This window comes from Pseudomonas danubii (genome assembly GCF_042980055.1).
Taxonomy (GTDB): domain Bacteria; phylum Pseudomonadota; class Gammaproteobacteria; order Pseudomonadales; family Pseudomonadaceae; genus Aquipseudomonas; species Aquipseudomonas danubii.
In genome coordinates this window covers 2,765,545-2,777,814 of record NZ_CP116502.1, presented here as the reverse complement: position 1 = coordinate 2,777,814, position 12,270 = coordinate 2,765,545, and the positions used below count along the sequence as shown (strand labels likewise).

The following is a 12,270-nucleotide window of genomic DNA, read 5'->3' as shown; positions in this document are numbered from 1 at the left end:
TAATGAGAATCGCTTCCAAATAAAACGGAGGCTCTATCTCAATGTCCAGTCCCGCCCGCCCACAACCCTGGAAGTTGTGGTCCACCTCTCTCGGTCTGATGGCCCTCAGCGAAGCCAGCCTGGGAGCCGCTGCTGAAGACGCCAAGCGTCACACCGAGGCGACACCTGTCACCCTGGCGCCAACCCATGTGCAAGGGGTGCATCAGCCCGGCTACAAGCGCGAGGCCTCGGATTCGGTGAAGTTCACCGCGCCCCTGCGGGAAACGCCGAAGTCGGTGACCATCATCACCGACACCCTGATGCAGGAACGTGCCGTGTCGACCCTGACCGATGCCTTGCGCACGACCCCGGGCATCACCTTCGGCGCCGGGGAAGGCGGAACGCCGCTGGGGGATCGCCCCTTCATCCGCGGCTTCGAGGCCAGCACCGACATCATGATCGACGGCATCCGCGACGTCGGCCGGATGAACCATGAAGTGTTCAACTACGAGCAGATCGAAATCGTCAAAGGCCCGGGTTCGGCCTACTCGGGACGCGGCTCCACCGGCGGCACCATCAACCTGATCAGCAAAGTACCGCAGCAGGAGAACTTCAGCGCTGGCAGCCTGACCCTGGGCACCGATCATCAGCGGCGCAGCACCCTCGACCTCAACCAGTACCTGCCCGAACAGAACATGGCCCTGCGCCTGAACGCCATGAAGCATGAAGCCGATACCCCCGGGCGCGATCATGTGCAGGTGTCGCGCTGGGGCGTGGCACCGAGCGTGACCTTCGGCCTGAACACCGACACCCGCGCCACCTTGAGCTACTACCACCTGCAGACCGACGACATGCCCGACCAGGGCATCCCGGTGTCGGAAATCTCCGGCAAGCCGCTCAAGGTCGACCGCGACAACTTCTATGGCTTCACCCAGCGCGACTTCCGCAAGACCTCGGCAGACCTTGCGACCTTGCAACTGGAACATGACGTCAACGACCACCTGACCCTGCGCAACACCACCCGCCAGGGCCGCAGCATGCAGGACTACGTCATGAGCCGGCCGATATCCACGGCGGCGCAGGAACAGGCGAACACCGTGCAACGTGCGGCTCGCGGGCGCAACGTGGTCAACGAATCGCTGATCAACCAGACCGACATCTTCGGCACATTCGACACCGGCTCCATAGGCCACCGCTACAGCGCGGGCCTGGAGTTCTCGCGCGAACGGATCGACGTCAAGAATCGTTATGCAAGCCCCAAGAACAGCAACCTGGGCGACCTCAATCACCCCAATCCCAAAGACCCATTCGCCCCGGTGCTACGAGGCGACGGCCAACACACGGTCACCCAACACAACAACCGCGCCGTCTATGTGATGGACACCCTGGCCCTGCACGAGCAATGGGACCTGAACCTGGGGGTGCGCTATGACGCCTATCACGTCAGGGACCCCAGCCAGAGCAACCGCAGCAATATGTGGACCTACCAAAGCGGTATCGTCTTCAAGCCCCTGCCCTACGGCAGCATCTACCTGTCCTACGGCACCTCGTTCAACCCTTCGGGCGAAACCGCCGGGCAGTCGGGCGGCGCCGATGGCGCAGCAGGCGGCCGGCTCAGCAACCTGGACCCGGAAAAGAGCCGCAGCCTCGAACTGGGCACCAAATGGGACCTGCTCAACGAACGCCTGGCCCTGACCGCAGCGGTGTTCAAGACCGAGAAGACCAACGCCCGAACCTACGACCCGATCAGCAACGAAGTGACCCTGGATGGCGATGTCGAAGTGAAAGGTTTTGAAGTCGGGGCTACCGGCCACCTGACCGATCAATGGGAGGTGATGGCGGGCTACACCTACCTGGATGCCAAGACGGTCAAGTACGCCTCAGGCAGGAACACCGACTTCAACGGCAACCAGATGAAATTCATCGCCCCCAACAGCGCCTCGCTGTGGAGCACCTACATGCTCACCGACCGCCTGAAAGTCGGTGCCGGCGCCAACTATGTGGGCGAGCGCTACACCAACGATGAAAACACCCGCAGCCTCGATGCCTACTGGCGCTACGACGCCATGCTGGCCTATCGGGTGAACAAGAACCTGGACCTGCAGTTCAACGTGCTCAACCTCACCGACAAGACCTACTACGACGCCTCCCACGTCGGCATGTTCGCCACTGTCGCGCCAGGGCGCTCTGCCGAGCTGGCGGCGAACGTCAGGTTCTGATGCTTTCGCCGGCAAGCTAGCTCCTACGTGTGGTTGGAGCTGGCTTGTCAGCGAACACCTGCCTAGAGCAACCGCCGGATCTCCTCCAGCAACTCCCGTGGAATCTGCACCCCGTGCTCCAGGCTGCGCGCCCGTGCCTCGAACCTGCGTTGGGACGGCAACCGCGCTCCATCCCGGGCAATCCCCGCGAACAAAGCCTCCGCCCGCTCCAGCCCCGCCTGATAACCCTGCCCCAGAAACACCTGGGGATCGAACGCCAGCACCAGCTCGCCATGACAAGGCGTCGCCCCGACGCCTTCATCGAAGGCCATGGACTCCACACTGGTGAGGTCGCCAATCAGGGCCCCGGCCAACAACTCGATCATCGCCGCCAGGGCCGAGCCCTTGTGACCGCCAAAGGTCTGCATGGCACCGCGCAATGCAGCCTGGGCGTCAGTGGTGGGTTCGCCGTCGGCATCGATGGCCCAATGGCTGGGAATCGGCTTGCCCTGGCGTGCATGCAATTCGATATCGCCGCGGGCAATGGCGCTGGTGGCGAAGTCGAAGACAAAAGGATCGCCCCCCGGTCGCGGCCAGGCAAAGGCCAGGGGGTTGGTGCCGAACACCGGGTGCCGGCCTCCGGCCGGAGCCACCCAGCTATGACTGGGGTTCATCGCCAGGCCCACCAGCCCGGTGGCGGCAATCGCCTCGACCTCGGGCCACAGGGCGGAAAAGTGGAAACAGCGCTTGATCACCATGGCGGCGACCCCCTGGCTACGAGCCTTCTCCACCAGGACCGGCAGGCCGGTGTGGAAGCCCAGCAAGGAGTAGCCGTAATGGGCATCCACTTCCAGCACCCCAGGCGACACATGCCGCAGGCTGGGCTCGGCCCGGGGGTCGATCTTGCCTTCGCGCACCGAGCGCACGCAGCCCAGCAGGCGATACACCCCGTGGGAATGGCATTCGTCACGCTGGCCCTGGGTAATGACCTCGGCGATCGCCCGACTGTGAGCCTCGGACAGGCCGTGTCGGCTGAGCACCTGGAAAGACAGGCTGCGGACTTCGTCCAATGACAGGGTGATGTATTCAGACATGGTGGAACCTCTATGAGCGGTGAGTGAAAGCTCCTGTGGGAGAGTGTGTTGTGGGGCTGATCGGCCCCTGGCCATCGATCAGTTGCGGCACATGCAACCGATTGCCGCTGGACAGTTCGGCAGGCAACAGCGCCTCGGGCAGATCCTGGTAGGACACCGGGCGCAGAAAGCGCTGGATCGCCAGGCTGCCCACCGAGGTGCTGCGGCTGTCGGAAGTGGCCGGGAACGGACCGCCATGAACCATGGCGTGGGCCACTTCGACCCCAGTGCCGAATCCGTTGACCAGCAGGCGTCCGGCCTTGCGCTCCAACAGCGGCAGCAGCGTGCGGACCTGGGGGTGATCGCCATCGCTCAAGTGCAGCGCAATGGTCAACTGGCCCTCCAGGCTCTGCAGCACCTGTTGCAAGGCGGCAAAGTCCGGGCAACGAACAATCAACGAGGCCGGACCAAAGACCTCTTCCCGCAATTGAGCGCAGCCCATGAAGGCCTCGGCCGAGGTGGCGAACAACGCGCCTCGGGCCTGAGTGCCCTGCCCCGCCAAGCCCTGGGCCAAGGTCTGCACCTGGGCATGGGCCGCCAGGGCGGCAACGCCCTGGCAGTAACTGCGGTGAATGCCTGGGGTAAGCATGGTCTGCGCTGCCTGTGTGGCTAGGGCAGCGGCAGCGGCGCTTTCAAAGCGCTGCAATGCCGGGCCTTCCAGGGCCAGGATCAAGCCCGGGTTGGTGCAGAACTGCCCGGCACCCTGGGTCAGCGAGGCAACGAACGCCGGGGCAATTTGCTCCGCCCGCGCCTCCAGGGCTTGGGGCAACAACAGCACCGGATTGATGGAGCTCATCTCGGCATACACGGGAATCGGCTCAGGACGTAATGCGGCGATCTGCATCAGCGCGACCCCGCCCGTGCGCGAGCCGGTAAACCCCACTGCCTTGATCCGCGGGTCCGCCACCAGTCCCTGGCCGATGGCCCGACCGCTGTCGAACAGCAGCGAAAACACCCCCTCGGGCAATCCCAGGCTCTGCGCGGCCCGGGCAATGGCCTGCCCCACCAACTCTGATGTACCGGGGTGCGCCGAGTGGGCCTTGACGATCACCGGACAACCCGCCGCCAGGGCCGAAGCGGTGTCGCCGCCGGCCACGGAAAACGCCAGGGGAAAGTTCGACGCGCCAAACACCGCCACCGGGCCCAGGCCGATATGCCGCAGGCGCAGCTCGACCCTGGGCAGAGGCTGACGCTCAGGTTGCGCCGGGTCGATCCTGACCCCGAGAAAACCACCGTCACGGACTACCTGGGCAAACAGGCGCAATTGGCCGACGGTGCGCCCCCGCTCACCTTCCAGGCGAGCCCGGGGCAAGCCGGTTTCCAAGTGACAGCGCTCAATCAGCTCCTCGCCCAAGCCCAGAACATGGCTGGCAATGCTCTCCAGAAAGGCCGCCCGCTGTGCAAGCGGCAACTGGCGATAAGGATCGAACGCCGCCTCCGCCAGGGCACAGGCGCGCTCAAGTTCAGCGGCCGAGGCGCCACCGAAAGCCGGTTGCAACACCTCGCCACTGGCGGCGGCCAGCCCATGAATCGAGCCCTGGCCGCCAAGCACGGCGGTGTGACCTATCAGCATCTGTCCGGTAACAGTCATGGATAACCTCGTCTGCATGAAAGTGGTCATGGTCATTCCACCTCATCGCCGTCCAGCACCAGCTTGGCACTGGGCACTCCGGTGTTGGCGCCCCAGTAGTAGATGCACAGGGCCATGAGGGTGACGGTGAGGGTGTCGTAGGGATGAGTCAGGGCGCCGATGCCGCCGAAGCTGCCCAGGTAGGAAATGACAATGGTCAGCCCATAGAAGGCGATCAGCCACAGCGATGAGCGCACCTGCTCGCCCAGGCTCAGGTGGTCGGTGGGCACCAGGCGTTTGCACAGCAGGTAGATCACGAACATCAGGATCTGCAGCCCCAGCAGCCAGGACACCGTGCCCCAGCCGGACCAGTAGACAATCAGTGCCGCGATCACGAACGACACCGGGCCCAGCACTGCAAAGGCGCGGACCCGAAACGGCCGCGCCAGCTGCGGTGCACTCTTGCGCAACGCCGCGACGCTGATGGGGGCCACCGCATAACTGAGCACCAGGGCCGCTGACACCACGTTGATCAGCGCTTCCCACGAGGGGAACGGCAGGGTCCAGAACACCGACAGGCCGAAGGTCAGCCACAGCGCCGGACGCGGGATGCCGGACTCTTCATCGATGCGGGTGAAAACCTTGAAGAAGGTCCCGGTCCGGGCCCAGCCGTAGACCACCCGCGGCGTGGCGTTCATGTAGATGTTGCCGCAGCCGCTGGGGGAGATCACCGCGTCGGCCACCACCAGATAGGCCAGCCAGCCGACCCCGAGGGTCAGAGCAATGTCGCGGTACGGCAGAGAGAATTCCTTGCTGATGCCGCTCCAGCCGTTGGCCAGCATTTCCGTGGGAATGCTGCCCAGAAAGGCCAGTTGCAACAGGCCGTAGATCAAGGTCGAGAGCAGCACCGAGAGAATCAGCGCGATGGGGATGGTGCGCTGGGGATTACGCACTTCACTGGCCACGGAGATGATCGGCGTCAGCCCCAGGTAGGCGAAGATGATGCCCCCCGCCGAGACCGCCATCTCGATCCCCGACAGGCCGAACGGGGCAAAACCCTGGACATGGAAGTTGTCGGGCTTGAAGAAGGTGAACAGCACCGCGATCACCAGCAGCGGCACGATGAACTTGAACAGGCTGATGAAGTTGTTGGATTTGGCGAAGGTCTTGACGCTGTAGTAGTTGAGCCAGAAGAACAGGCACAACAGGGCAAACTGCACCAGCCAGCCGATGATGGTCGGGTTGCTGGAGCCTTCGTGGGTCAACGCCGGGAACCAGGCCGCGGCGTATTGCCGGGCCGCCACCACTTCAATCGCCACTAGGCTGGAAAAGGCGATCAGGGTGATGAACCCCATCAAATAGCCCAGCAGCGGGCCATGGGAGAACACCGGGTAGCGCACCACCCCACCGGCCCGGGGCAGAGCGGCCCCCAGCTCGCAGTAAACGATGCCCAACAGCAGCACGGCGAACCCGCCCAGCAGCCAGGAAAAGATCCCCGCCGGCCCGGCAATCGCCGAAACGTGGCTGGCCGCGAACAGCCAGCCGGAACCGAAGATCGCACCCAGACCGATAAAGGTCAGGTCCACCAGAGAGAGTTGTTTCTTGAATTTGCCTTTGCCTGACATGGGGCTGCGCCTTTTTTGAGGTTATTGGAATAGGCAAGTCGAATGTCACGTCGGCGGAGCCGCTCGACGCTTGCAGCACATGGGGTATTGCAGAAGCGGGTGCCCCCACCCAGGGCACCCGACCAAATCCTGCAGGCCCGTTTCTACAGGCCGACGTCCGGCAGGCTCGGGCGCGTGGCCAGGGCCTTGGCGACCAGGGCTTTGACTTCGGCCAGGGTTTCACCCTGCAGCGCCAGACGCGGCGGCCGGGTAATGGACGAACCACGGCCCACCAGTTCTTCACAGAGCTTGATGCACTGCACCAGGTCCGGACGAGCGTCCAGGTGCAGCAGCGGCATGAACCAGCGGTACAGGGCCAGGGCCTCCTCGAAGCGTTTTTCCTTGGCCAGGCGGAACAGGGTCTCACCCTCCTTGGGGAAGGCCACGGACATGCCCGAGACCCAGCCCTCGGCCCCCACCGCTACGCTCTCGACCACCACATCGTCGAGACCGGCGAACAGCACGAAGCGATCGCCGACCGCGTTGCGCAAATCGATGAAACGCCGGGTATCGCCGGAGGAATCCTTGAAGCAGACGATGTTCTCGCAGTCCTGCAGGGCGATCAGCACCTCGGGGGTGACGTCATTCTTGTAGATCGGCGGGTTGTTGTAGACCATCACCGGCAGGTCGGTGCCGGTGGCCACCGCACGAAAATGCGCCGCGGTTTCATGGGGCTTGGCCGAGTACACCAGGGCCGGCATCACCATCACCCCATCGACCCCGACCCGAGCCGCTTCGCGCACCGTATGGCGGGCGAACTCGGTGGTGAATTCGGCCACCCCGGCGATCACCGGCACCCGACCGCCGGCGGCGTCCTTGGCGACTTCGATCACCGACAGTTTTTCCGCGGTGCTCAAGGAGGTGTTTTCCCCCACGGTGCCGCACACCACCAGGCCGGATACGCCGTCGTCCACCAGGTTGCGCATGACCTTGTGGGTGGCCTGCAGGTCGAGGGAGAAATCGGCTTTGAATTGAGTGGTCACAGCGGGGAATACACCGCTCCATTGGATGGCTTTACGGCTCATGATCTTGTCCTTGTTTGAGGTCGGCCGGGCCGACTGACGTTGAAAACCCAGACCAGAGTCGCCTTTTATCCCCCTCGCAGCTTGAGGCTTTTCGCCCCTGCAAGAGACGAAATCGGCACACTCGCCCCTCACCCCATTGCGGCTCCAGCGCCACAGCGGCCATCGCGAGACTGTGCTGATTTCGTCACCTGCCACAGCGAAAACCCACAAGCAACGCCGCCCCCGCCAAGGCCACTCTGTAGTTCTTTCCCGTCAGGTGCCGCCATGAAAAAAATAACCGTGATCGACTCACACACCGCAGGTGAACCCACTCGCCTGGTGATCGACGGCTTTCCCGAGCTGGGCCGTGGCTCCATGGCCGAGCGCCTACAGACCCTGCGCAGCCAGCACGATCACTGGCGCCGCGCCTGCGTCCTCGAACCCCGGGGCAGCGACGTGCTGGTCGGGGCCTTGCTCTGCGAGCCACAGGCCAGGGATGCCTGTGCCGGCGTGATCTTTTTCAACAACAGCGGCTACCTGGGCATGTGCGGCCACGGCACCATCGGCCTGGTGCGTTCGCTGTACCACCTGGGACGCATCGACTACGGCGTGCACCGCATCGAAACCCCGGTGGGCACGGTGGAGGCCACCTTGCACGACGACCTGTCGGTGAGCGTGCGCAATGTCCCCGCCTATCGCTACCGCACCCAGGTGGCGCTGCAAGTGCCGGGGCACGGCACGGTGCATGGCGATATCGCCTGGGGCGGCAACTGGTTCTTCCTGATCAGCGATCACGGCCAGGACATTGTCCTGGACAATGTCGAAGCCCTGACCCAATTCACCTGGCGCGTGCGCGAGGCCCTGGAAGCCGCCGGGGTGACCGGGGCCGAGGGCGAAGTCATCGACCACATCGAACTGTTCGCCGACGACCCACAGGCCGACAGCCGCAACTTCGTGCTCTGTCCCGGCAAGGCCTACGACCGCTCCCCCTGCGGCACCGGCACCAGCGCCAAGCTGGCCTGCCTGGCCGCAGACGGCAAGCTCGCTCCGGGCCAGACCTGGCGCCAGGCCAGCGTCATCGGCAGCCAGTTCAGCGCCCACTACGAGCAGGCCGGCGAGCGGATCATTCCCACCCTGCGTGGCAGCGCCCATATCAGCGCCGAAGCGACCCTGCTGCTCGATGATAGCGACCCGTTCGCCTGGGGCATCAGCTCGTGAATGCCCAGGGCGAGGCCGACGTGATCGTGGTCGGCGCCGGCATCATCGGTGCCGCCTGCGCCCATGAACTGGCCGGCCGCGGCTTGCGGGTGCAGGTGCTGGACGACGCCCGTGGCGGCGCCACCGGGGCCGGCATGGGCCATCTGGTGGCCATGGACGACAACCCGGCGGAGCTGGCCCTGAGTCATTACTCCATCGGCCTGTGGCGGCAGTTGCGCGAACGTCTGCCCGAGGCCTGCGCCTATCGCAACTGCGGCACCCTGTGGCTGGCCGCCGACCGCGAGGAAATGGACCTGGCGCGAGCCAAGCAGCAGGCCCTGACAGACCACGGCGTCACCGGCCAACTGCTCGACGGCCCGCAGCTGGCGGCGCTGGAGCCGATGCTGCGCCCGGGCCTGGGCGGCGCCCTGAAGATCCCCGGAGACGGCATTCTCTACGCCCCGGCCACCGCCCACTGGCTGCTCAGCAGCCATCCACTGATCCAGCGCCAGTGCGGCCATGTGCGTAGGGTGGCCGGCGATCAGCTGGAGCTGGACGACGGCCGGGTCCTGCGCGCCCCCCGGGTGCTGCTGGCCAACGGTTTCGCCGCCCGGGAACTGCTGCCGGCCCTGCCCCTGCGGCCGAAGAAGGGCCACCTGCTGATCACCGACCGCTACCCGCAACAGGTCCAGCATCAACTGGTCGAACTGGGCTACGCCGCCAGTGCCCACGCCAGTGACGGCACCTCGGTGGCCTTCAACGTCCAGCCGCGTCCGACCGGCCAGTTGCTGATCGGCTCGTCCCGACAATTCGACACCCTCGACCCTCAAGTCGAACCGGCCGTGCTGGCGCCCATGCTGCAACGGGCAGTGGAATACCTGCCGGAGCTGGCAGCGCTCAACGGCATCCGCGCCTGGACCGGCTTTCGCGCCGCCACCCCGGACGGCCTGCCGATCCTGGGTGAACACCCGCAACAGCCGGGCCTGTGGCTGGCCGTCGGCCATGAAGGCCTGGGCGTGACGACCGCCCCCGGCAGCGCGCGGCTGCTGGTGGACCTGATGCTCTGCGAATGCCCGGCAATCGACCCGCGCCCCTATCTGCCCGGACGCTTCGCCGCCCTGACTGGAGAATGCCCGTGATCATCTACCTGGATCAGCAAGCGCTGGAGGTCCGCGGCGGCCTCACTGTGGCCGCCGCTGTGGCCAACAGCGGTGTGCCCTATACCCGCACCGCCTGCAGCGGTGCTCCACGAGCGCCGTTCTGTGGCATGGGCATCTGCCAGGAATGTCGGATGACCATCGACGGTCGCCGTCAACTGGCCTGTCAGACCCTGTGCCGGGATGGCATGCAAGTGGAGCGCAGCCAATGAGCGCCCAACGCCTGCACTGCCAGATCGTCATAGTCGGCAGCGGCCCGGCGGGGCTCGCCGCCGCCCAGGCCGCCAGCCACGGCGCCACCTCGATCCTGATGATCGACGACAACCCGCGGCCCGGCGGACAGATCTGGCGCAATGGCCCCGGGCACCCGCCCACCGCCCTCCAGGCCGAGCGTTTCAAGATCCTGCAGCACCCGGCGCTGCGCTACCTCAGCGCCACCCGCATCATCGCCGCGCTGGGCCCGCAACGCCTGTTGCTGGAGGACGCGCAACAGGCCTGGCAGGTGGACTTTGAACAGCTGATCCTGTGCTGCGGCGCCCAGGAGCTGCTGCTGCCCTTTCCCGGCTGGACCCTGCCCGGGGTCACCGGTGCCGGGGGCCTGCAGGCCCTGCTGAAGAATGGCCTGCAAGTGAACGGTAAAACCCTGGTGATCGCCGGCAGCGGCCCCTTGCTGCTGGCCAGCGCCGCCACCGCGCGCCAGGCCGGCGCCCGCGTGGTGCGGGTGCTGGAACAGGCCACCGCAGCCTCCGTGCTGGGTTTCGCCGGCCAACTGTGGCGCTGGCCAAGCAAGCTGGCCCAGGCCCTGAAGCTGGCTACCCCGGCCTACCGTTGCAACGCCCATGTGGTGGAGGCCCTGGGGGACCGGCACCTGCAAGGAGTACGCATCCGCCAGGGCCGACGCAGCGAGGAAATCCCCTGCGACTACCTGGCCTGCGGCTTCGGCCTGGTGCCCAATACCCGTCTGGCCAGCCATCTGGGCTGTCACCTGGAACACGGCGCCATCGCGGTCGACCAGCAGCAGCGCAGCAGCCTGCCCCAGGTCCTTGCCGCCGGAGAGTGCACCGGCATCGGTGGCAGCGAACTGGCCCTGATCGAAGGCGAGATTGCCGGCTGCGTGGCCAGCGGCCAGAGCGCCCGCGCCGCCGGCCTGATCCGCCAGCGCCAGCACTGGCAGGCCTTTGCCAGGCAGTTGCAGCGTCACTTCGAGCTGCAACCGCAGATCCTCGAACTGGCCCGACCCGAGACGCTGCTGTGCCGTTGCGAAGATGTGCCCTACGCTGCGGTGGCGGCGGCAGCCGATTGGCCCAGCGCCAAGTTGCACAGCCGGTGCGGCATGGGGGCCTGCCAGGGCCGGGTCTGCGCCAGCGCCGCCCAGCGCCTGTTCAACTGGCCCATGGTGGCCCCGCGAACGCCGCTGGTGCCGGCCCGGCTCGCCACCCTGATGCTCGACGAGACCTGCCACGACGCCGCAGACTGAGCCCCTGAACCCACCCTGGCCGGGAACACCCGGCCAGCTTGCACAGCCCTTTTGTACCCCCTGGCTTTATCGACACAGATCCATCCCCCAAGCCCCCTAGAGAGAGGCCGACGATGATCGATAGCGCACAGCTCCACCACTTGCCCAGGGCCATCGCCGCCCAATCCCTCGGGGACATCAACAGCCTGCTGGCCAGCATGGCCCCGATCACCCCCCTGCTGGACTGCATTCCCAGCGCAGTGTTCTTCATCAAGGACCTGCAGGCCCGCTACCTGATCGCCAACCTGACCCTGGCCCAGCGCTGCGGCTTCAAGAACATCCGGCCATTGCTCGGCAAGACCTCCGCCGAAGTCTTTCCGGCGGTGCTCGGCCCGGTCTACACCGAGCAGGACCAGCGCGTGCTGCGCCAGGGCATCACCATCAAGGGCCAACTGGAATTGCACCTGTACGGCAGTCGCGAACCCGGCTGGTGCCTGACCCACAAACTGCCGCTGTATGGACACGACCGACAGATCATCGGCATGGCCGGCATCTCTCTGGACCTGCAGGCAGCCCGTGACACCCATCCAGCCTACGAGCGCTTGGCGGCCGTGGACCGGCATATCCGCGAGCACTACAGCGAAGCCATCCGCCTGCAGGATCTGACCCGCATCGCCAACCTGTCCACGGCGCAGCTGGAACGCTACTGCAAGCGCATCTTCCACCTCACGCCCCGGCAGATGATCCACAAGGCACGCCTGGAGCACGCCTCACGGCTGCTGCTGACCCAGGAGCCGATCACCGAGGTGGCACTGCAATGCGGCTACACCGATCACAGCGCCTTCAGCCGGCAGTTCAAGTCCCTGACCGGACTCAGCCCACGGCAGTTCCGGCTCAACGCCACGACGTAGC

Annotated in this window: 10 protein-coding genes; 6 read left to right on the top strand and 4 right to left on the bottom strand. The window is 65.7% G+C overall.

The genetic code is table 11. The annotated features are described in order from the left end of the window. Positions 1–41 precede the first annotated feature (41 nt). The gene (locus tag PFZ56_RS12880) at positions 42–2,198 is read left to right on the top strand and encodes a TonB-dependent siderophore receptor (RefSeq protein ID WP_170002668.1); all 2,157 of its coding nucleotides are present in this window, start codon (positions 42–44) and stop codon (positions 2,196–2,198) included. 62 nt (positions 2,199–2,260) lie between these two features. Here PFZ56_RS12880 and PFZ56_RS12875 read toward each other — a convergent pair whose 3' ends face one another. From PFZ56_RS12875 to PFZ56_RS12860, 4 genes are all read right to left on the bottom strand, one after another. Further along, positions 2,261–3,271 carry an Ldh family oxidoreductase gene (locus PFZ56_RS12875; RefSeq protein WP_170002666.1) on the bottom strand — a complete coding sequence of 337 codons (1,011 nt, stop codon included), beginning with the start codon at positions 3,269–3,271 and terminating at the stop codon, positions 2,261–2,263. Between the two features lie 10 nt (positions 3,272–3,281). Beyond that, positions 3,282–4,901: an aldehyde dehydrogenase (NADP(+)) gene (locus PFZ56_RS12870; RefSeq protein ID WP_110651888.1), complete on the bottom strand. Its 1,620-nt coding sequence runs from the start codon at positions 4,899–4,901 to the stop codon at positions 3,282–3,284. A 32-nt stretch (positions 4,902–4,933) separates the two neighbouring features. Further along, on the bottom strand, positions 4,934–6,505 hold the full coding sequence (locus PFZ56_RS12865; RefSeq protein WP_102878697.1) for an APC family permease: 1,572 nt from the start codon (positions 6,503–6,505) through the stop codon (positions 4,934–4,936). A gap of 143 nt (positions 6,506–6,648) precedes the next feature. Beyond that, on the bottom strand, positions 6,649–7,569 hold the full coding sequence (locus PFZ56_RS12860) for a dihydrodipicolinate synthase family protein (protein ID WP_102878696.1): 921 nt from the start codon (positions 7,567–7,569) through the stop codon (positions 6,649–6,651). Positions 7,570–7,833: 264 nt separating this feature from the next. Between PFZ56_RS12860 and PFZ56_RS12855 the strand changes: the two genes are divergently transcribed. The 5 genes from PFZ56_RS12855 to PFZ56_RS12835 all read left to right on the top strand — a co-directional run bounded on the left by PFZ56_RS12855 (position 7,834) and on the right by PFZ56_RS12835 (position 12,269). Further along, on the top strand, positions 7,834–8,766 hold the full coding sequence (locus tag PFZ56_RS12855) for a 4-hydroxyproline epimerase (protein ID WP_170002664.1): 933 nt from the start codon (positions 7,834–7,836) through the stop codon (positions 8,764–8,766). After that, the gene (locus PFZ56_RS12850) at positions 8,763–9,884 is read left to right on the top strand and encodes an FAD-binding oxidoreductase (protein ID WP_170002662.1); all 1,122 of its coding nucleotides are present in this window, start codon (positions 8,763–8,765) and stop codon (positions 9,882–9,884) included. The genes PFZ56_RS12855 and PFZ56_RS12850 overlap by 4 nt, the downstream gene beginning before the upstream one ends. Next, positions 9,881–10,114, top strand: a complete 234-nt coding sequence (locus PFZ56_RS12845; RefSeq protein WP_102879082.1) for a (2Fe-2S)-binding protein — start codon at positions 9,881–9,883, stop codon at positions 10,112–10,114. Before PFZ56_RS12850 ends, PFZ56_RS12845 begins: the two co-directional genes overlap by 4 nt. Then, positions 10,111–11,379, top strand: a complete 1,269-nt coding sequence (locus PFZ56_RS12840; protein WP_170002660.1) for an FAD/NAD(P)-binding oxidoreductase — start codon at positions 10,111–10,113, stop codon at positions 11,377–11,379. Before PFZ56_RS12845 ends, PFZ56_RS12840 begins: the two co-directional genes overlap by 4 nt. Positions 11,380–11,492: 113 nt before the next feature. Then, complete coding sequence (locus PFZ56_RS12835) at positions 11,493–12,269, top strand: AraC family transcriptional regulator (protein ID WP_102861566.1); 777 nt, start codon at positions 11,493–11,495, stop codon at positions 12,267–12,269. Position 12,270: the final 1 nt, after the last annotated feature.